Here is a 22,459-nt window from a genome sequence, read left to right on the forward strand (position 1 = left end):
TATTCTAAACTTACCTTGCTGGCTTTACATTATTTTATTATTATCTTTAGTATTAAGTTATACATTTTCACTAGGGTGAATGCATAACTTCAGTTATGATCTTTTTCAATTAACTTATTATAAATATTTGAGGTATTAATGTTAGGTACAGCTTGTTCAGCTTCGGCAACAAAAGTAATGATGTTAGGTTGCGGAGAATTAGGTAAAGAAGTGGTTATTGAGTTACAACGCTTAGGTGTTGAAGTTATTGGTGTTGATCGCTATGCCAATGCGCCTGGTATGCAAGTAGCTCATCGAAGCTATGTTGTTAACATGCTTGATGGTGATGCGCTACGCGCATTAGTTGAAAAAGAGCGTCCTCATTTTATTGTTCCTGAGATTGAAGCTATTGCTACAGACACTTTAGCTGAGCTTGAGCAAGAAGGCTTCAATGTTGTGCCAAGTGCTAGAGCAACACAATTAACAATGAACAGAGAAGGTATTCGATGTTTAGCGGCTGAAACGTTAGGGCTAGCTACTTCAGCATATATATTTGCTGCTACGTATGAAGAGTTTACCGCCGGTATTGAACAAATAGGCATACCGTGTGTTGTTAAACCTATTATGAGTTCGTCGGGTAAAGGTCAATCACTAATTCGCTCAAATGATGATATTGAAACTGCTTGGAAATATGCACAAGAAGGCGGTCGTGCTGGTAAAGGTAAAGTTATCATCGAAGGTTTTGTTGATTTTGATTATGAAATAACGTTATTAACGATTAATGCTAAAGATGGCATACATTATTGTGCTCCTATTGGTCATCGTCAAGAAGACGGCGATTATCGTGAGTCATGGCAGCCAGCCGTTATGTCTGATTTAGCTATTGAAAAAGCACAACAAATGGCTAAAAGTGTCGTTGAAGCTTTAGGTGGTCGCGGTTTATTTGGTGTTGAGCTATTTATTAAAGGTGATAAGGTTATTTTTAGTGAAGTATCACCACGCCCACATGATACCGGATTAGTTACTCTTATTTCACAAGATTTATCTGAATTTGCTTTGCATGCTCGTGCGATTTTAGGCTTGCCTATTCATCAAATAGAGCAGTATGGCCCAAGTGCTTCAGCGGTTATTTTGCGAGAAGGTACCTCAAAAGATATTCGTTTTTCAGGTCTTGAAGATGCATTAGCTCAGCCTCAAACACAAGTTCGTCTATTTGGTAAACCTGAAATTGATGGACGACGTCGCTTAGGTGTTATTTTAAAGCGTGCAGAATCTATTGAAAAAGCTATTGAGATAGCAGTGGATACTGCAACTAAGGTTAAAGTAGACTTTTAAAGTAAAGCGCTATAATTCTCTTAATATTTACCGTTATTTTATCAGCGATGAATTTAATGAGAATAACGATATTCTGATAGGGTAATGTTTATATGAATGGCTAGAAAGCTTGCTATTCTTGAACATTATCTCTATCTCTATCTCTATCTCTATCTCTATCTCTGATGCCTGATGTTTATGTTAGAGTCATTGCTGTACCCTAAATAATTCCAATGGGTTACATCTTTATCGATGAGTGAGCTAGGGCATTAAAATAATATTTTGTTATTTTTAATACATATCTTCAAAATTTGGAATCGCCTGTTCCCAAACTGGTGTTTCTTTGCCAATATATTCACGTACCGCATCAAAAAATAACCTTGTTCTAACAGGAAGATCTCGGTGGGGATAATAGGCATAAATTGCCCCGAACTGTATTAGTTTTATATTAGTCAATAAAGGAACTAATTCTCCCTCCATTATTTCGTTAGCGAGTATAAAAGCAGGCGCAATAATAAAAGTAGTACCTGAAAGTGTTTTCATCAGTAGTACTTCAGGATCATTAGCTCTATATACACTTTTAAGTTTCTGTTCTTGTAGCTTATCGTGTTCATCATAATACTGCACACGGTCAATTCTATAAGATGCACCAGCATAGGTCGCTGCGGGTAGTTTAGCTAAATCCTCCATGGTATTAGGCATACCATAATTTTTAATAAACTCGGGTGTTGCCAGTATTAATAAACGATTTCGAGCAATTTGGCGGGCAATTAGTGACGAATCTTTGGGCTCGCCTACGCGAAAAGCTAAATCAAACCCTTCTGAGACAATATCCATTAAGCGATCACTTAAATTCAATTCAACTTCTACTTGTGGAAAACGCTTTTGAAAATCATTAATCACTGGTTGTAAGTAACGCTTACCAAATAAAGTACTTGAGGTAATTCTAAGTAACCCTTGTGGCTCTAAATGAAAGTTCTCTGCAATACGTACTGTGTCACCGAGTAGCGTTCGTAATTCTGTTGCTTTTTTTATCATTTCAGAGCCAGCAGCGGTTAATGAGAATGAACGTGTGGTCCTATTAAGTAGTCTTACGCCTAACTCATCTTCTAAACGGTTAATTTGTTTGGAAATAACGGAACGATCTATATTGCGTATTTCAGCTGCTCTGATAAAAGAACCTTGCTCTACCACTTCAAGTAACATTAATAATCGACTCGTTGTGTCCATTAGTTATCCCCACTGATTATCACGATTTAACTCTATTGTTGCCATTTTGGCACTAATCAAATGTAAAAACTATTCTTTTTGTCACTAAACAAATTACATAAAATTGCGGCCACATCACCATAGGAGTTAACATGAACAAACATCTAATCTCAATAGTTATTACTATTGCTATCTTAACACTAGCCGGTTGCTCACCAGAGCCGAACGCACAAAAACAACAGGCGCCATTACAATCGATTGATGTTGCAAACGTTATTGTTAAACCTGTACAAAATTGGCACACCTATACCACACGCTTAGAAGCACCTGAACAAGTGGCTTTAAAGCCACGTGTGTCTGGTGTTATAGAGCATATCGCCTTTAATGAAGGTGAAAAAGTTAAACAGGGTGATCTACTTTTTCAATTAGATGACCGTCCTTTCTTGGCTATCGTTGCTAGTTTAGAAGCGCAAAAAGATAGTGCTGAAGCGGCATTAGAGCAAGCAAAAAGCGAAGAAAAACGCGCTATACGCTTAACTGAACGTAAAGCTATATCAACAGAGCAAGCTGAATCACGTACATCAACCTTACGTCAACGCCAAGCACAACTTGATGCTTTACAGGCACAGTTAATCGCTGCAAAACTTGAATTAGAGTTTACCGCTATTCGTTCGCCAATTGATGGAATAATCTCTCGTGCCAGTATTACTAAAGGTAATAACGTTATTGCAGGACAAAGTGTGCTTACAAGTATTGTGTCAGATAAAGCAATGTATGCTTATTTTGACGTAGATGAGCGTACATGGAATAGATCATTTTCTGATGTTACCGCTACTGATAAACAGCAAGTTGTCATGCAAAAAGTTGGACAGGATGATTTTGCCTTTAAAGGTCACATTGATTTTATTGATAATCAGATTGACTCAGCAACAGGCACGTTACGTGTAAGAGCTGTATTTAACGAAAATCAAAGTCAACTTAGAGCCGGTTCATTTGCTCGCATTAAATTAGCGGCTAATGGTATAAGTGATAAAATTATTGTGCCTGATCGCGCTATTGGTACTGATTTAAAAAACCGTTTTGTTTTAACGGTAGGCGAAAACAATATTCTAGAATATAAAGCAATACAAGTCGGTGAACTTTACGGCAGCTACAGAGCGATTAACGCTGGTTTAGTTGCAACTGATGTTATTGCCGTGAATGGTCCTGCTCGAGTTGGTCCAGGTATGCCTATTTCCCCAAACACTATAATACTTGATAGTACAGGTGTTACTTTTACTTTATTACCTATTGCTGATGCCAATTTAACGGCACAGCTAACGTCACAAGAGTAAGAATTAACAATGAAATTTTCCCACTTTTTTATACAAAGACCTATTTTCGCAGCGGTCTTGTCTATGTTAATTCTAATTGCCGGCAGTATTTCGCTTTTTCAATTACCTGTTAGTGAATATCCTGGAGTAGTGCCGCCAACGGTTGTTGTTACAGCAAGTTACCCTGGTGCTAATCCGTCAGTTATTGCGCAAACTGTTGCAACGCCACTTGAGCAAGAAATAAATGGTATTGAGAACATGTTGTACATGTCATCTCAAGCGACAAGTGATGGCCGAATGAGTTTAACGGTAACCTTTGCACTGGGTACTGATCTTGATAGAGCTCAAGTACAAGTACAAAATAGTGTTAATAGTGCATTATCTCGTTTGCCTGAAGAAGTACAACGACTAGGTGTTGTTGCTGAAAAATCGACACCTGATTTAACGATGGTTGTGCATCTATTTTCACCAGAGAAAACTCACGACACGGCTTATTTGTCTAACTACGCAGATCTTTATATTAAAGACCAAATTGCCCGTTTAGCGGGTGTTGGTGATGTTAGATTGTTTGGCGGTGGTCAATTTTCAATGCGCGTTTGGCTTAATCCTGATGCTTTAGCTTCACGACAAATAACTGCATCGGACGTTATCAGTGCGTTACGTTCACAAAACCAGCAAGTTGCAGCGGGCAGCTTAGGCTCTCAACCTGCAGCTAATGATAGCCAATTTCAAATATTATTAAATGTTAAAGGTCGACTTGATAACGTTGAAGAATTTGAACAAGTGATCATTAAGGTAGGCGATGAAGGTCAACTTACACGTTTACAAGATGTAGCACGTGTTGAATTAGGACAAGATTCTTATTCTTTGCGCGCTATGTTAGATAGTCAACCTGCACTTGCTATCCCAGTGTTCCAACGTCCAGGCTCTAATGCTATTGAATTGTCAGATCAAGTACGTGAAACTATGGCGCGCTTATCTCAAGATTTCCCTGCGGGCGTTGAATACGATATTGTTTATGATCCAACTATTTTTGTACGTGACTCTATCGACGCGGTTATTACAACGTTAATTGAAGCGATAGTGCTTGTTGTGATTGTAGTGATACTCTTTTTACAAACATGGCGTGCGTCAATTATTCCATTAATTGCAGTACCTGTTTCATTAATAGGTACCTTTGCTGTGATGCATTGGCTTGGTGTTTCTATCAATACCTTATCTTTATTCGGTTTAGTACTCGCCATAGGGATTGTGGTGGATGATGCCATTGTCGTTGTTGAAAACGTTGAACGTAATATTGAAACAGGTTTATCTCCGTTGGAAGCGACAAAAGTTGCAATGACCGAAGTAACTGGGCCTATTATTGCAATTGCTTTAGTGCTTAGTGCTGTATTCATTCCCACAGCATTTATTAGTGGTGTATCAGGTCAGTTTTATAAACAATTTGCGCTAACTATTACTATATCAACGATCATTTCCGCCTTTAATTCATTAACGTTATCGCCAGCATTAGCCGCTATATTGTTAAAGTCACATGACAGCAAACCAGACAGGTTAACGCGAATATTAAATAAACTGTTTGGTGCTTGGTTATTTGCTCCTTTTAATCGCCTTTTTGATCGTGCGAGTAAACGATATCAAAAAATAGTTAAAAAATTAATGCGCATGAGCGTTATTGCGATTGCCGGTTATATTATTCTGGTTGGTGGCACTGTGCAGTTATTCAATACAGTGCCGGGTGGTTTTATTCCTGCACAAGATAAACAGTATTTAGTGGGCATTGCACAGTTACCTGATGCCGCAAGTCTTGACCGTACAGAAGCTGTTGTAAAAGAAATGGAAGCGATTGCACTACAAGTATCAGGTGTTGCTAATACGGCTGCTTTCCCTGGTTTATCAATAAATGGTTTTACTAATAGTCCCAATAGCGCCATTGTATTTATGCCATTAGACTCATTTGATATGCGTACAGATCCTAGTCAATCGGCTATGGCGATTGCTGCACAGTTAAATCAAAAGTTTATGGCAATAGATAAAGCGTTTGTTGCGGTATTCCCACCACCACCAATTCGTGGTTTAGGAACAACGGGCGGCTTTAAATTACAAATTGAAGACCGTGGCAACAAAGGTTTTGAAGTATTATTTAACAGTTTACAAAGTGTAATTAACAAAGCAAGACAAGACCCTGCCTTAATGGGGCTGTTTTCGAGCTTTCGAGTTCAAGTTCCACAAATGGATATTGAAATTGACCGTGAACAAGCGTTAATTCAAGGAATACCGTTAGATGAAGTCTTTGATGCACTGCAAATTTACTTAGGCTCTGTTTATATTAATGATTTCAATATGTTTGGCCGTACTTATCAAGTGAAAGCGCAAGCTGAAGCTGAATTTCGTCAAGTACCTGAGCAAATCCTTAACTTAAAAGTACGTAATCGCCAAGGTAATATGGTGCCATTAGGTTCAATATTAACGGTTACGCCAACCACCGGACCTGATCGTGTTATGCACTACAATGGTTATCCAAGTGCTGAATTAAATGGTAGCCCTGCACCTGGTTATAGTTCAGATCAAGCGCAAGCAGCGATAGAGAAAGTTTTAGCAGAAGTACTACCAAAAGACATTACGTATGAATGGACCGAGGTAACGTACCAACAAATATTGGCTGGTAATACTATGGTATATGTATTCCCTTTAGTGGTACTGCTCGTTTTCATGGTATTAGCTGCGCAATATGAGAGTTTACGTTTACCATTAGCGATTATATTAATTGTACCTATGACTATATTTTCAGCGTTGTTAGGTGTTTGGTTAGTAGGCTCAGACAATAATATATTTACTCAAATTGCATTAATTGTACTGGTCGCGCTAGCCTCTAAAAATGCTATTTTGATGGTGGAATTTGCTAAAGATCAGCATGAACAAGGCTTATCTCACTTCGACGCAATTATTGAATCGTGCCGATTACGTTTACGTCCAATATTAATGACTTCCATTGCATTTACCGCCGGTGTTGTGCCATTAGTGTTAGCGACAGGCGCTGGCGCTGAAATGAGACATGCGATGGGGAATGCTGTATTTTCAGGCATGATAGGAGTAACGGTATTTGGTTTATTATTTACTCCGGTATTTTATATTTTACTGACGGCACCTAAACAAAGAACAGGAAAGGGGGAGTCATGATTAACTTAACAAATAAGCTTAGGTGCAAATTACCGCATAAGTTAGCTATTAGTGTTATTTTAATTACCTCTGTGTTGTCTGGCTGTGCTAGTAAAGTAGATGAACAAAACTATCTGCAATCAATGGAAGCTTTCGTTGCAGAAACGAATGTTGCAGCGCATTTAGCCAGTGAAGATGAAATAAATTGGTGGCAACAATTGCATTCAGCTCAGCTTAATCAACTGGTTAACGATGCGTTAGCCAGTAATTACGATTTGAAGACCAGTCAATTACAAATGAAAAGTGCGCTGGCAAGATTAGGTGCGCAAAAAGCTAAGTACCTTCCACAAGGTGGTGTGTATCTTGGTGATCAACGTACAGGGTTAGCTGATGATATTACTCGTCAATCATCAGCTAATTTAGGATTAAATTGGCAACTTGATTTATTTGGTCGAATTACTGCATTGGTTGACGGGGCTAATGCATCAGCTATGAGTCAAGCTGAACAGTTAAGAGCACTACGAATTGAAGTGGTATCTGCCGTAGTCACCGGTTATATCAGCTATCAAGGTAATAAACAGAAGGAACAAATTCTTAATTTACAGATTACTGCTCTAGAGCAAAGTATTGATGTACTTGAAGCACGCGTGCAAGAAGGGATTGCAAATGAGCTTGATTTAAATCGTACACATGCGCAACTTAGTCAACAACAGGCGTTATTACCTGATGTAAGCTATGCGCAATATCGAGATTTATCAACTTTAGCTATGTTAACAGGGCGTTTTAGTGGTGATATTACACTGGAAGACGAGCAAACTATTTTAGATACACTTTTTACTGTGGCTTTAGCTGAGCCTAATAAGGCTATTGCCTTACGTCCTGATATTAGTAGGGCGTTATATGACTTTAGCCAAGCTAATTCGCTAAGTGTTGCTGCAAGTAAAGCATTGTTACCTGATGTTAGCTTAGACGCCTTTGTGGGTATTGTAAGTCTTGGTACTAATACGCTAAGTAATACGCAGCAACAATGGCAAGTTTCACCACAAATCGAATGGTCATTATTAAGTTATCCTGCATTATTAGCGCAACGTGATGCACAACAATATTTGAGTAAAGCTGCTTATAATGAATACCAAAAAGTAGTATTGGCCGCACTTAACGACAGTGAACTTTCATTACGTTTACTATCAAAAAGTATTGCACAAAAAGGGTATGCCGATCAGCGTTATAGCTTTGCTAAAAAAGCATTTTTGCAAGCTAATGCGATGTATCAAGAAGGGCAAATTCCATACTTAGAGTTGTTAGATGCACGGCAAGATGTTTTAATAGCAGAAGATAATGCAGTTAATGCAAAGATCACTTCATCATTAGCGAAGGTAAAGGCTTACCAAGCGTTTAATGGTCGATGGAGTTATGGTTTAAAGACCTTATAATATTTGAGTGTTTCATGTTAAATAGCAACGAAATAAACATAATTGACCTACCTAAATCGATGCGAGCAATTGTACTTGATAAACCTAATGATGAATTAACTTTATCTGAGGTTCAAATTCCACTTCCAATACGCGGTGAACAAGAGCTGTTAGTTAAAGTGGAATATGTAGGTTTGAATCCTATTGATGCAGAATTAGTTAAAACTGGTTTTTGTGATTGGCAATACCCTCATACTATAGGGTTTGATGCTGTAGGCACTGTTGTAGAAGCCAAGAAAGGCTTATTTCCTAATGTTGGCGACCGTATTATGTGGCACGCCAATATAGAAAAACAAGGTATATTAAGTGATTATGCTACCGTACCTAATTTCGCTGTGTCAGTTGTTCCTAATAATATTAGCGGTAGTGATGCCGCAACATTACCATGCTCAGGAATGGCGGCTTTAATCGCCATGAAAAAGTTACAAGTTACACAAGGTGAAGTAATATTTATTGATGCAGGTGCTAGCAGTGTAGGGCAATTTGCGATTCAATTTGCTAAAAGCTTAGGGGCTGATGTCTTTACAACAGCAGCTAAACGTAATCATAGATTAGTAAAGCAATTAGGGGCTGATTTTGTCTTTGATTCTCAGGATGACAAGCTACATCAGAAAATAAGTTCAGAGATAGGGCCCGAAGGTTTTGATGCTGTGCTTGACTCACTTGGTGGGGAATTTACCGCTCGTAACATCGAACTTATGCGCTTTTGTGGTCGTATTGCTTGTTTGAAACCCTTACCATTTTTAGAGCCTGCACTTATGTTTAGAAAAGCACCAAATATTGGCGTTATTTCTTTAGCAGGGGCATGGTTAAGCAATAGTTTATGTGCTCAGCAAAAAATGGGGTTTATGAGTAATGAATTACTTGATGCTGTGGCAAAAAATAGTGTTCATACACCTGAAGTCACCTTAGTGAGTTTTTCTGCAAAAGATGTTTCTTACGCGTTACATACACAAATTAATGGCGGTTTTACTGGGAAACAAGTGATAAAAGTAGGGTGATAATTTTGTTTAATAAAGTATTAGGCACATAATTAAGTAAAGGTGAAATCACTATAAAAGTGGAGCTTATAGTGATTTAGAACAAACAAGGATGTTGTCTTTAAGGAGAAACCCTCCTGTAATACGCAATAGAAGCTGCTGACCATGTGCAATACAAAAGTCAGGTATTTTTGCATGTAAAGCTCGTGCAAAATCAACTTGTTGATTAATAATACGTTGTGAATCAGTAAGCTGTTCTTCAATATCAATTATGTCACATAAAGTAACTTCATCTGTCTGATGTGTTTTTAACACTAGCTGCAAGTTACCCTCATTCATTTTTTTTTGGAAAGTAACAAATATTCTAGTAAATGATGTTGTTTGTTTTATTTCAGTATCATTAAGTAATAGCTCATAAGAAGACTGTTCGATAAGCTCTTTGTTGTTTAATAAATATTGCTGATATCCCTTATGAAGCGCAAAAGCATAATCATCAGAGTAATAAGTGGGTAATATATTACGGTTTCTTTTTTCCCATTGTTCCGGTGCTAGTAAGCTTCCATTTTCTTCATTATTATCTTTAGGAATAGTCTTAATCGAAATATTTGCCTGTTGATTTTGGGTATTGATATTAATGTTATTCATGAGTCATCTTAATGGAAATAGTTAAAAGGTTTATCATCAGTTATCGTTTAATAAAACCGACATACCGACCTATAACGGATTGAACATTAGAAAGTCACAAAATTTTATTTATGTTTAGCTAATAAAATAATTACGTAAATTAAAGTAGAATACACCGGCTCAATAAATAATCGAAATGTATACAAGGATAAAAGTTAAGGATATATAAATTTAAATGTGACTTTTGAGCGACTCAATCGTTATAAGGTAAAGCGATAAAAAATTATTGCTAGAGGATAAGATGAAAAATATAGAAAAGAATATAGCTGTAGAGCTTAAGCGTGATGCTGAATTTGCTTTTAATACTTCAGATGATGAACTATTTAAGCGCGCCACGGTAACTATAAATAACCAGCAAGGTTCGAAAGACCTTCTTACACTGGGTATGGCTTCTATTTGGATAGTGTTTGTTAGCATATTTATGAAGATACTAAAGCCAATATTTAAGAAAGTAGCAGCAAACCCAAAGACGATAAATACTAACACGATAAATGATGAGAGCAAATGATGGATACTGAAAACATTACGGATAAAGCATATACCGGTTTTATGGTTATTTGGCATAAAGTGGTCACTTTTATACCAGACCTAATTGTCGCCATTATCTTTTTACTGGTTGGTTGGATGATTTCTTCAATGATTAAACGTTTTTTAAATAAAACATTAATCAAAATTGGCTTTAATACCTTTTTAGATAAGCTTGGTTTAGATGATTTATTGAAAAAAATGGAAGTATCGGTTACGGGTAGCCAAATTGTTTCTAGTCTTATTTCAATATTTTTCCTATTAATATTCTTATTAGCCGCATTAGATATTGTTGGTTTAACAGTACTTTCAGGTTTAATTGATACACTAGTTTTATTTTTACCTAAACTACTTGCTTCACTCGCCGTATTATCTTGTGGCTTTTTTGTTGCGCAAATTGTTTTCAATGGCGTAAAAATAGCTGCTAAGAACACTGGTGTAGATTATGGTCGCTCTGTTGCAGAAGTATGTCGTGGCATTATTATTGTTATCACTATTTCGCTATCAATCACTCAACTTGATATTGATGTATCTCTGCTTAACAACATTATGACCGTTGTTATTGCTAGTGTTGGTTTAGCTGCCGCTATTTCTTTAGGAATAGGGACTAAGTCAATGGCACAAGAAATTGTGGCGGGTGTTTATTTACGAGAAATGTATCAAGTAGGCGATAACATTGAAGTAAAAGATATCAAAGGAACGTTAGCTTCTATTGGTAGTGTCGCAAGTAAAGTTATGGGTGAAGATGAATCGATAACAACAGTGCCTAATACCTTTTTATTAGCGAATAAAGTTACTAAACAATAACTAGGTTTTTTAACTTTTGAATACCCTTACCGAACGCCAGCTTGTTGCTTTAGTGCAAGAAAGTCTGCCTTACGATACGCGTCTGTTTCAGCAATTAATTACACCCTATTTACCTGTGTTAAAAGGATATTGTGCTAAATTGTTGAACAACCTATCTGATGCAGAAGATGTTGTACAAGAAACAATTATTAAGGCTCTTACCCACTTAAAAATCTTTAAGTGGGTTGGGTCTTTTAAAGCATGGTTATTTAAAATTGCACACAATGAATGTATTAATAAAATAAGAGATCGCCGCTGGGATGCTATGATAAATGACGATGAGTACCTGGATAACTTAATAGTAGAGAATAATGATTATCAAGATTTACCTTCTGTATTATCGGCATTAATGAAAAACTTATCATTCGAGGATCGTAATATAATGTTATTGCGTTATCGAACTGAATTAGAATTTCAAGAAATAGCAGATATCTGTAATTTAAAACTATCTGCTATAAAAATGCGACATAAAAGAGTTATAGAGTTCTTACAAGGAAGATTAGAGTAGGTGATTATTAGTTTACTAGCGAACCTTCTTTAAAAGAATATATCACCGAAAACGTTATTTCTAATTAATTTAAATATAAAGATTATAACGTTTTGGGATATGTATCGAAGATGGTATTAATAATCAGTTTTCAAACGTTGTGCATGATTTAATATTGGTGCATGGTTGTCTAAAGTAACCTCAGTTACACTTGTTGTTTTAACAACTGTTGGCGCGACTATTCGTTGTGGATAAGAAGAAGCAGTGGCATTAATTTTTATATTATCATTAATAAACTTGCGTGTGCGTAAACTCATTTTTTTCATTTTTGTCTTGTTACCTATCTAATTTGCGAAAATTTAAAGTTAATTTTTAGTATTCATTAAAAAAGTAAAAGGGATAAATTTACTTCCTAGTAATATAACGAACAGTAAACTCAAAAGTCACAATTTTAATTAGCTATATTGTTATTAATACTGAATGAAGTGCAGTATACAGCTTAATGGGAATTTATTAACAATAAAAAGCACTTGAAACGAGCTTTTAAATAAGAATGTTTTTTATTTATTTTATCTTCTAATACGTATCAAGGCTTGTCTTTCACGGGGTTAATAAGAACAATATTTTATAATATTAAGCCGAAAAAATAATTAATCGGCTAAATATTTAGCTGATTAATTATTTCAATAAATAAAGCATGGATGTTTTTAATTTCATTGGCTTTACGGGTTTATTTAATAATAAAATACCGCTTTCTTTTACTTCATTTTTAAGCTCTTTACTGTAATTTGCTGTAATCATCATTATGGGGAGAGGCTCACTACGTGAGGCGTTAATTTCCTTCGCTAATGATAGTCCGTTCACATCATCATCAAGATGATAGTCAACAATCAATATATCTGCTTTATCGCTGGTAACACTGACTTGTTGTTCTAGATGATGCAAACTTGCAGCTGTTATCACAACACAGCCCCAGCGCTCTAACAATTGTGACATACCGGCACAAATACTGGCATCATTATCAATAAGCCAAATTTTACTATTGGTTAGTAAAGTAGTGTCAAGGTTGTAATTATATTGGTCACTGGCGTGTGATAAATTACTAATTTTACCAAGGGGGACTTTTACTGAAAAAACTGAACCTTTACCTAGCGTAGAATCAACCATTATAGGGTGTTCGAGTACTTTAGATATTTTATCAACAATCGCTAATCCTAACCCAAGACCATTACGAAATGCAGTGTGAGAAGAGCTTAATCTTTTGAATTCTTTAAATATTTCTTGAATTTGACCTTTAGCTATACCTGTACCATTATCCCAAACTTCAATTAAAACATGATTACCTTTACGTCGACAGCCAAGTAAAACCTTACCGTTGTCTGTATATCGAAAAGCATTTGATAGGAAATTACGTAATATACGTACGAGTAGTACACTGTCGCTGTGCACAATAACATCACTACGAACATGGCGTAGTTCTACTTGAAATTGCCCACTGACGTGTTGATATTCACTCACTAAGTTATCGAGTAATTCTGATAATTTGAAGGAACTCTTATCGGCTTTAACAACGCCGGCATCAAGTTTTGAAATATCGACCAAGGTGCAAATTAAATTTTCTAAATCATCTAATGAATTGCAAACAGAGTGCAGTAGTTTCTTGGTTTTCCCCTCTAAAGGCGAGTCCATTAATGAACTCGTAAATAGTTGCGCAGCATTTAACGGTTGTAATAAATCATGGCTTACCGCAGCAAGAAACTTTGTTTTTGAACTGTTAGCGAATTCAGCTTCACTTTTGGCTTTTTGTAAATTGGTTTGTGCCTGGCGGCGATCTTCTACTTCTGTCTGTAACTTATTATTTAGGCCTTGTAATTGAAATGTTCGTTCTTGAACTCTAATTTCGAGTTCATCATGAGCTTTTTGTAAAGCTAGAGCATTTTTACGTCGTTCAGTAACATCACGAATGAGCACGAAAAAACCTTGAACATCACCTTTAGCATCGCGGTTAGGTACGTAGGATTTCAATAAATAACTTAATTCATTATCTTTGTTTTTTTCTTTTATTTCAAAAATGACACTTTCACCATTTAAAGCGCGATCAACATAGGGCTTTAATTTGATGAATTCTGATTGCACACGGTTTTGCTCTAACTCTAAGCCATTTAAGGCACCTTGAGGCCAGCCATACCAGTCAACATAAACCTGATTGGTAAATTGATATTTTAAATCTTTACCCACATAAGCAATCATTGCAGGAACGTTATCTGTGATTAGTCGTAACCAACTTTCACTTTTTATTAATGATTCAGCATAACGATGACGTGCGGTAATATCGCTATAGGTTTTAATTATTTTCCCGTTATTTAGCCGGTGATCTCTTATTTCGAGTACCGTTCCATCTGTGAGTGTTTGTATGTAGTAATCGTTATTGGTATTTAATTTGGGCGCTAAGTCTAATTCTGTTAATTTTTGCATATTATCAGTACTAGGGGTTAGCTGTAAGAGATTAGAAGATAATGAACTTATCTGTGAAAAGCGCCTATTCCATACTTCAATTTTATTTTGGTTACTAATTAACACTACACCCTGGGATAGGTTATCAATGAGGTTTTGCAATAATAATGACTTTTGCGCCATTCCTCGCTCATAACGAGCACTTTCTGCAGTTTTTACCGCAGTTATGTCGGTATAGAGCATTACCCAACCGCCTTCACTAGTTCGATGTTCATTTAATTGAAACCATCGTTCATCTGCTAATTGGTAGACAGGGCTGGCAAACGCATCACCAGGTGAAGCGCGTCGAATTAGGCCGCGTGTTTTGGCTAATTCTTTTAAATCTTTTAAATTTGCACCTTTTTTAACAGGTAAACCAGAGTTGTCCCAAAAGTTAGCAAAATTACTGTTTTGTAAGATAATACGACCTTTACTGTCGAGTAATACAAAGGCTTCTGTAATGCTCTCTATAGCATCGACAAAGCGCTGTTTAAATAGGTTAGCTTGGGCGTTAGCTTGCTTTAAAGCATGATTACTTCGCTCAAGTTTTGCTAAAGTTTCATTTAGAGTGTGAGTTTTTTCTCTAACTTGTTCAGCTAAATGTACTGAATGTTCAAAAGCGGTATAGGGGGCATATTGATTTTCACCACTATCTTCAACGCGCTGCATTAAGGCATCGTTAATTTTTTTTAATTTACTATTTTGTTGTTTTAGCTGGGCAAGTTGTTCTTCTAAGGCTTTGTTACTCATTGATGCCTCCGGCAATATAAACACCGGTAAATGTTTGATTTAAATGTGTGCCATTGATGTGCTCGCCATAGGTGTTAAATCCTGCAATATTGTATTTTTTATTGAGTTCTCTTACTTTACCTTCAAGGCCTTTTTGTTCTATTTCTAAGCGTCTTAAAAAACAATCACAGGCTAAAACTAGCTCTGGTTTTCCGTAACGAAGTGATATTTCGTCTAATTGTTGTATTACTGGCGCGAATATATCACCCATTTCAACTGCCGTTAGTACAATGCCAACATCTACAGCGCAATAAAAGGTAAGGCTTAAATCAGCCTCATTCACTTTTTGAATTGATCGAATATAGTAGTGACCACCAACTTTTACTGCAAGCGGATTAAGTGAAAACACTTCTGGGCTTAAGTCTTTCAAATCCATATTTAATAATTTTGCATATTCAAGTGCTGCAGGCTCAGCATTCAGTTCATAAACAGTTCTAGTCTCTGCGTTTGCCGCCGTCACTACTAACTTTTCTATAGGGCGTGCAATATGGTTACAGTTAAAAACTTCGAAAGGTAGAATTGTATTTATCATGATGACTATGGCTGAATTTTGATAAAAACTGCCCTGATAATAGACATGCGTTTTCGCTAAACTAATATCATCACCAGCAGACCCACCAAAGTGAGGGATACCTCTACAAGCCGAGTTTAGTGTTACTAAAAACTGTTCTTCGTTTGAAGAAAGTCCATCAAGTAATGTGAGTAAAAAACTATTATTTTTAATGTCGGTTAATTTTTTAGCTTGGCACTGTTCTATTAGTTCGTTAATGGTTGATTGTGCGCTGATGGTGTCGAATGTTTCCATTGATTCAATTAAGGCTGCACTGATGGCAAAGTATTGACTAGAAAACCCAATAGCAACAATAGAGTGCTGTTTGTAACCTTGCTGGCTTACTTCTCCTGCCGTTGTACAGCCAACAATATCGATATCTTTAAAAGTACTCTCCATTGTTTGTGCTAGTGTGTATAACGCATAAGTTGATGAGCAATAAAATAATATAAAACAAATATCTTCTTGATTAAGTTGTTGATAAAGCTCTTGGCTGGCAATTAATGGATCGGTAGCAGTACTGACTGCGGTTATTGTTTTTATTGTCTGCATAGGGTTGCCTATTAATCATATTGTTATTATGCACCCATCATATTCTCCACCCGTTATAGTTCAATATATTTAATTTTTAGTGGTGGAGGCGTTGGTGCTTTATTTTTTTTATTTGGTTTATTTGCATACTTGTTCACAACACACAGTTGTGGGCTTTCAATAGTAACTAAACATTCCAAACATTGAATACATTCCCCGTAATCAATGGAGCCATCTTGATTTATTGCGTCTATACCACATTTTTTGTTACGACAAAGTTGACAGGAGGACCCGCATTCTTTGCGTCGTCTTAACCATTTAAACATAGGGTAGCGACCAATAATAGCAAGGCCCGCTCCTAAGGGACATAAATAGCGACAATAAAACTTATGAATCTTTAAGCTAAGGGCTAATAATAAAACAACATATAAAACAAACGGCCAGTATCGAACAAAATTGAGTGTGATACTGGTTTTAAATGGTTCTATTTCGGCAAGCTTCTCTGCAATAGTAAGTGAATAAAAGGAGCTACCAACTAATAAAATTAATACGACATATTTTATTTTCTGTGCCTTGCTATGGTGATGCGGTTTTATTTTTATTTGTTTTATTTTTAATTTTTTGGCAATTAAAGCAGCAAATTCCTGGAGTGCACCAAAAGGGCATAACCAACCACAAAATAAACCTCTTCCAAATAAAAATAGACTAATAAAAACGAAAACCCATAAAATAAAAATGATGGGATCAAGTAAGAAAACATTAATGTTAAAACCTTGCCATATTGATAAAAATAACGTGTAAATGTTTACGACAGATAACTGGCCTTGAGAATAAAAACCGATAAAAAACAGGACAAAAGTTAATGATGCAAATCGTAATTTATGAGTGACTTCAACATTTTTAGCAATGGTTTCTTGTTTAATGAATAACCAGGATAAAAAGATAAGGTAAGCGCTTAGTAGTATTATTTCAACAGTTCGGTCTATCCAGATTTTTAACCATAAAGGTCGGTTTTCTTCTGGATTTACGACTAGATCTTTATGAATAAAAAGGTTGTCAGGCAAAATATTATCAATGGTAAAACTATATTGATTTTTAGATAGAAAAGATTGGTTGTAGTTTAATGTTAATGATAAAGATAAGTTTTTATTCAATTCAAAACCGGATTGAGATTTTATCCGAAAGACTTTTATATTATTGAAATCAGGGACAGTCTGAGCAAATGATGGTTCGTAATAGCTATAAAAGTCGATGTCACGAAGATCAACAGGCAAAGTTGCTTGCTGCCCACTTAAACGACTAGGTACTGTTTGTGGGATAAACTCCTCACTCACAAAAGCATATTTACCATGACCAAATACCATTAATGCGTGTTCACCGGGTTTTAAATTTTCAATTAACCGTTGGTATTCTTGCTCGCCTAATAAATTTTTACCAATAATAGGAACATGAACAAATGCAAAGTAGAGGTCAATAAAATCATTCTCTCCTTCACTTACTTGGTTAATTTTATTTATTAAGCTCGTTGACGATTTATCAACAATTGCGAGGGCTTGATCACGGGTAACTTGCCAATGTGTCACAAGATTTTCACTCAATAGCTCTGAGAATGTGAGCGGCTTATAGTAATCAGGGTTTATGCTCGTTCGTGATGGGGCAACAAAACCAGAGAGCCGTTCTCGTGCAACTTGAATAGCAGAAGCGGTAATGGTGTCATTAATAACTAACACAGAGATGGTTGCCTTAGTAACACCATCAATAAACGTTGCCCCAAGCGAGTCTTTATTACGGGCATTTACGATAAAACGCTCTTTAACTGAATGTCCCTTGAATTGCTTAATAAAATCAAACATTGGCTCTTCACCTAAGCCATGTAAGAAGATGGGTTCATTATGTTTTAATATTTTTAAGCCAGTAAAAACGCCTTCGGTATCGATACCAATTAATACGTTAATTGTTTGACCAGAAAAGCCAATAAAATTGACAAAATCATCAGATTCGAAAACATAACCTAGCAGCTCATTAAGTTGATAAACAGGTGTGACTGGAATTTCTTTGTCAACAGGGCCAATACGTGTAGCGCTGGGGAATATATGGTAAATTTCATCCGCCATAGAAGCGGCATTTGGACTTTCTTGTGTATTAAAAGCAGTAGCGTGAAAAGAGGGTGAGAACATCAAAAAAAGGGTTAGGGTTACCCAAAACATTAACGGGTTTACTTTTTTAGAATGCATGTTCACACCCAAAGAAATTGTTATAGTCTTTACTTCATATTTAATGACATGCTAAGTAAAGACTATATTATTTATTTAATTTTTGTTGGCTGAATGAGTAGCGGTTTTCCTTAGATGCCACTCATTCAGTTAACATCCATAAGCTTAGAAGAAGCCTAAAGGACTTGTGCTATAGCTAACTAATAAGTTCTTAGTTTGCTGATAATGATCAAGCATCATTTTATGGGTTTCGCGACCAATACCTGATTTCTTATAACCACCAAATGCAGCATGTGCAGGGTATAAATGGTAACAGTTAGTCCATACACGTCCAGACTGAATACCACGACCCATACGATGAGCAACGTTGGCATCACGTGTCCAAACACCGGCACCCAAACCAAAGGCACTGTCGTTAGCAATAGCAAGTGCTTCAGCTTCATCTTTAAAGGTTGTTACGGCGATAACTGGTCCAAAAATTTCTTCTTGGAAAATACGCATTGAGTTATTACCTTGCATGATTGTTGGTTGCACGTAATAACCAGTACCTAGATCGTTATCTAAAGTTTCTTTATCACCACCAGTTAGTACTTTCGCACCTTCATCTTTACCAATGGTTAAGTAGCTCATTATTTTATCGAACTGTTCTTCTGATGCTTGAGCACCAACCATAGTTTCAGTATCTAATGGGTTACCACGAATAATTTTATTCGCTTTAGCGATAACTTTTTCAATGAATTCGTCAAAAATATCTTCTTGGATTAATGCACGAGAAGGACAAGTACATATTTCACCTTGGTTGAAGAATCCTAAAACAAAGCCTTCAGCACATTTTTCAAGGAATTCATCTTCAAATTGAGTGATATCATTGAAGAAGATGTTTGGTGATTTACCACCTAGTTCAACCGTAGATGGAATTAAGTTTTCAGCAGCACATTTTAGGATATGTTGACCAACAGGTGTAGAACCTGTAAAGGCAATTTTACCTATACGTGTACTTGTTGCTAATGCTTCTCCGGCTTCTTTACCGTAGCCATTTACAATATTTAATACGCCAGGAGGAAGTAAGTCAGCGATAAGCTCTATTAATATTAAAATACTAACAGGTGTTTGTTCAGCAGGCTTTAATATGACACAGTTACCAGCAGCAAGTGCCGGAGCAAGTTTCCATGCAGCCATTAGTATTGGGAAATTCCAAGGAATAATTTGGCCAACAACACCGATAGGTTCGTGGAAATGATAAGCAACAGTGTCATCATCTATTTGAGAAAGAGTACCTTCTTGAGCTCGGATACAACCAGCATAGTAACGGAAGTGATCAACACTTAACGGGATATCTGCTGCAAGTGTTTCACGTACTGGCTTACCGTTGTCCCATGAATCTGCGATAGCAATCGTTTCTAAATTTGCTTCTATTCTATCAGCAATTTTTAGTAAAATATTTGAGCGCTCTTGAACTGAAGTTTTTCCCCATGCTTCTTTTGCTGCATGAGCTGCATCTAATGCTAATTCAATATCTTCTGCACTTGAACGTGGGATTTTACAAATCTCTTGGCCTGTAATAGGTGTTGTATTGGTAAAATAATTACCCTTAACAGGAGCAACCCAATCACCGCCGATAAAGTTTTCATATTTAGGTTTAAAAGAAACGACAGAACCTTCACTGCCTGGGTTTGCATAGATCATATATCACCTCGTAATTAGATCAGTCAGAATTAGACTCTTTTCCGTGATCTTGTTTATGTATACTTTGATTGTTACCAAAGTGTTTTGGTATATCTATAATAAGGTCGTTAAGGCAAGTAAAACTATTGTCCCTTTGCATTGAAAACATCATACTTTAGAAGGAATAGGTGCTTTTATGCTGCTTTTTCATATCTTTTTTAATTTGGTTAGTTGAATTACTTTAATTAAAAAAAAGGCTTTTGAATAAAATTCAAAAGCCTTTTATGTGGTTATTTAGATTAAACTACTTAGGTAGTTTAAATGTCCACACACTGCCACCTTGGTTAAAGTGTTTTACACGCTCGGCAACATCACCGCCCCATAAAGGTACAGCGCCACCCCAACCAGATAAAACAGAGATGTATTGTTCACCATTCATATCCCAAGTAACGGGAGTACCAACAATACCTGAGCCAGTGTTAAATTTGTATTTAACTTCACCTGTTTTAGCATCAAGTGCTAATAGGTAGCCTTCTGGCGTACCGGTAAATACCAGGTTACCTGCGGTAGCAAGTACACCACCCCATAATGGTGAGTAGTTATTGTAGCGCCAAACAACATTACCTGTTTTAGGGTCAATTGCTTTTAACACACCAATATAGTCTTTATTAATGGGTTTAATCGTGAAACCAGCACCTAAGTAAGCAGCCCCTTTTTTGTAGGCTGTCGGCTCGTTCCATATATCCATTTCCCACTCATTTGAAGGTACATAAAATAGCTCTGTATCTTGACTGTAAGCCATAGGCATCCAGTTTTTACCGCCTAAGAAAGCAGGAGCTGAAAGAACAGTACTGCCTTTATTACCATCTTGTGATTTACTTGGATCACTTGGTCTATTGGTATCATCGTAGATTGGACGTCCTTTATCGGTAAGTCCTTTAGCCCAAGTGATTTTATCAACAAATGGGAAGCCTCGAATGAAATCACCATTTTCACGGTTCAATACATAGAAAAAACCGTTTCTATCAGCTGTAGCTGCGGCTTTAATCGTTTTACCGTTTTCTTTATAATCGAATGGAATTAGTTCGTTAACACCATCGAAATCCCAACCATCATGTGGTGTAGTTTGGAAATGCCAAACAATTTTTCCGGTATCTGGGTCTAGTGCTAAACGAGATGATGAGAAAAGGTTGTCGCCTGGACGTAAGTGAGAGTTCCATGGTGCAGGGTTACCTGTACCAAAGAAAAGCAGATCAGTGTCAGCATCATAAGTGCCGCCTAACCAAGGCGCTGCACCACCTGATTTCCAAAGATCGCCAGGCCATGTTTGTCCTGGTTTACCACCAGAAATGCCATTCTCCATTTTTTTACCATCTTTCCAGATGTACCCCATATGGCCTTCAACCGTTGGGCGTTCCCAAACTAATTGACCATTTTTAGCATCATAAGCTCTTACTTTACCTACTACGCCAAATTCACCACCCGCAACACCTGTGATGATTTTACCTTTGACAACAATAGGGGCAGCAGTAATTGAGTAACCGGCTTTATAATCTTCTACCGTTTTTTTCCAAACTACTTTACCTGTGTCTTTATTAAGAGCAACAAGTTTAGCGTCAAGCGTACCAAAAATAACTAAGTCGCCATATAGCGCAACACCACGGTTGATAACATCACAACAAGGCATAATGCCGTCAGGTAGACGAGCATCATATTGCCAAATTTCGTCACCTGTATTTACGTCAATAGCGTATGCTCTTGAGTATGAGCCTGTAATATACATAACGCCGTCTTTAATCATCGGTTGAGATTCTTGACCACGTTGTTTTTCGCCACCTAATGAAAATGCCCATACTGGGCGTATTTCTTTCACTGTGTCGATATTTATTTTATCAAGAGGGCTGTAACGTTGTCCTCTTAGACCCATTCCATAAGACACAATACTTTCAGTGGTCATTTGGTCTTGTGCAATATCTTTATCAGTTACATTAGCATTTGCTATGCCAGTTAGTGATAAAGATATCGCCATGGATAATGACAATACCTTGGTTTTACATGTTGTTATCATTGTTATTTCCTCTCGGGTTGTAAATTTTTGGTTAAAGATCATGTACTATGTTTACTTACCTGCTTAAGATTAATTAATTTGTATATCAATTATAGATATGAATAAAACTTTGAAGCAGGTTCTAACGATATTAAAATGTCTCTATTTACTTATATATGACTCGGCGGTAGCGTTTTTTTCAT

Annotated in this window: 16 protein-coding genes; 8 read left to right on the forward strand and 8 right to left on the reverse strand. The window is 36.6% G+C overall.

Going from position 1 to position 22,459, the window contains the following annotated elements:
- Positions 1-138 precede the first annotated feature (138 nt).
- A complete protein-coding gene (gene purT / locus GQS55_RS07375; RefSeq protein ID WP_159819333.1) occupies positions 139-1,314 on the forward strand; it encodes a formate-dependent phosphoribosylglycinamide formyltransferase in 1,176 nt (391 codons plus the stop codon).
- A 270-nt stretch (positions 1,315-1,584) separates the two neighbouring features.
- Here the strand turns inward: purT and GQS55_RS07380 are convergent, their stop codons facing one another.
- Positions 1,585-2,523 (reverse strand): LysR family transcriptional regulator, encoded by a 939-nt coding sequence (locus GQS55_RS07380; RefSeq protein WP_159819335.1) that lies wholly within the window; start codon positions 2,521-2,523, stop codon positions 1,585-1,587.
- Between the two features lie 131 nt (positions 2,524-2,654).
- On the opposite strand from GQS55_RS07380, the gene GQS55_RS07385 reads away from it, so the two are divergent.
- From GQS55_RS07385 to GQS55_RS07400, 4 genes are read left to right on the forward strand one after another with little or no spacing between them, the layout of a single operon-like run.
- A complete protein-coding gene (locus GQS55_RS07385) occupies positions 2,655-3,836 on the forward strand; it encodes an efflux RND transporter periplasmic adaptor subunit (protein WP_159819337.1) in 1,182 nt (393 codons plus the stop codon).
- Between the two features lie 9 nt (positions 3,837-3,845).
- Positions 3,846-6,995 carry an efflux RND transporter permease subunit gene (locus GQS55_RS07390; RefSeq protein WP_159819339.1) on the forward strand — a complete coding sequence of 1,050 codons (3,150 nt, stop codon included), beginning with the start codon at positions 3,846-3,848 and terminating at the stop codon, positions 6,993-6,995.
- Entirely contained in the window at positions 6,992-8,407 is a 1,416-nt protein-coding gene (locus GQS55_RS07395; RefSeq protein WP_159819341.1) for a TolC family protein, read from the forward strand. The genes GQS55_RS07390 and GQS55_RS07395 overlap by 4 nt, the downstream gene beginning before the upstream one ends.
- A 14-nt stretch (positions 8,408-8,421) precedes the next feature.
- Positions 8,422-9,447: a zinc-binding dehydrogenase gene (locus tag GQS55_RS07400; RefSeq protein WP_159819343.1), complete on the forward strand. Its 1,026-nt coding sequence runs from the start codon at positions 8,422-8,424 to the stop codon at positions 9,445-9,447.
- Between the two features lie 66 nt (positions 9,448-9,513).
- On the opposite strand, the gene GQS55_RS07405 is transcribed toward GQS55_RS07400, so the two are convergent.
- The gene (locus GQS55_RS07405) at positions 9,514-10,071 is read right to left on the reverse strand and encodes a hypothetical protein (RefSeq protein WP_159819345.1); all 558 of its coding nucleotides are present in this window, start codon (positions 10,069-10,071) and stop codon (positions 9,514-9,516) included.
- 280 nt (positions 10,072-10,351) lie between these two features.
- Here GQS55_RS07405 and GQS55_RS07410 point away from each other — a divergent pair, with 280 nt between their 5' ends.
- From GQS55_RS07410 to sigX, 3 genes are read left to right on the forward strand one after another with little or no spacing between them, the layout of a single operon-like run.
- The gene (locus GQS55_RS07410; RefSeq protein WP_159819347.1) at positions 10,352-10,618 is read left to right on the forward strand and encodes a hypothetical protein; all 267 of its coding nucleotides are present in this window, start codon (positions 10,352-10,354) and stop codon (positions 10,616-10,618) included.
- Positions 10,615-11,442 (forward strand): mechanosensitive ion channel family protein, encoded by an 828-nt coding sequence (locus tag GQS55_RS07415; protein ID WP_236559791.1) that lies wholly within the window; start codon positions 10,615-10,617, stop codon positions 11,440-11,442. Before GQS55_RS07410 ends, GQS55_RS07415 begins: the two co-directional genes overlap by 4 nt.
- Positions 11,443-11,458: 16 nt before the next feature.
- The gene (sigX, locus tag GQS55_RS07420) at positions 11,459-11,989 is read left to right on the forward strand and encodes an RNA polymerase sigma factor SigX (RefSeq protein WP_159819349.1); all 531 of its coding nucleotides are present in this window, start codon (positions 11,459-11,461) and stop codon (positions 11,987-11,989) included.
- Positions 11,990-12,105: 116 nt separating this feature from the next.
- On the opposite strand, the gene GQS55_RS07425 is transcribed toward sigX, so the two are convergent.
- The 6 genes from GQS55_RS07425 to GQS55_RS07450 form a co-directional block, all read right to left on the reverse strand.
- A complete protein-coding gene (locus GQS55_RS07425; protein WP_159819351.1) occupies positions 12,106-12,294 on the reverse strand; it encodes a hypothetical protein in 189 nt (62 codons plus the stop codon).
- A gap of 352 nt (positions 12,295-12,646) precedes the next feature.
- On the reverse strand, positions 12,647-15,211 hold the full coding sequence (locus GQS55_RS07430) for a hybrid sensor histidine kinase/response regulator (RefSeq protein WP_159819353.1): 2,565 nt from the start codon (positions 15,209-15,211) through the stop codon (positions 12,647-12,649).
- On the reverse strand, positions 15,204-16,352 hold the full coding sequence (nosP, locus tag GQS55_RS07435) for a nitric oxide-sensing protein NosP (RefSeq protein ID WP_159819355.1): 1,149 nt from the start codon (positions 16,350-16,352) through the stop codon (positions 15,204-15,206). Before nosP ends, GQS55_RS07430 begins: the two co-directional genes overlap by 8 nt.
- Positions 16,353-16,405: 53 nt before the next feature.
- Positions 16,406-18,565 (reverse strand): 4Fe-4S binding protein, encoded by a 2,160-nt coding sequence (locus GQS55_RS07440; protein WP_159819357.1) that lies wholly within the window; start codon positions 18,563-18,565, stop codon positions 16,406-16,408.
- A 144-nt stretch (positions 18,566-18,709) separates the two neighbouring features.
- Positions 18,710-20,230 carry an acetaldehyde dehydrogenase ExaC gene (exaC, locus tag GQS55_RS07445; protein WP_159819359.1) on the reverse strand — a complete coding sequence of 507 codons (1,521 nt, stop codon included), beginning with the start codon at positions 20,228-20,230 and terminating at the stop codon, positions 18,710-18,712.
- 283 nt (positions 20,231-20,513) lie between these two features.
- A complete protein-coding gene (locus tag GQS55_RS07450) occupies positions 20,514-22,277 on the reverse strand; it encodes a PQQ-dependent methanol/ethanol family dehydrogenase (RefSeq protein ID WP_159819361.1) in 1,764 nt (587 codons plus the stop codon).
- Positions 22,278-22,459 lie beyond the last annotated feature (182 nt).

Source organism: Colwellia sp. 20A7 (genome assembly GCF_009832865.1).
GTDB lineage: Bacteria > Pseudomonadota > Gammaproteobacteria > Enterobacterales > Alteromonadaceae > Colwellia.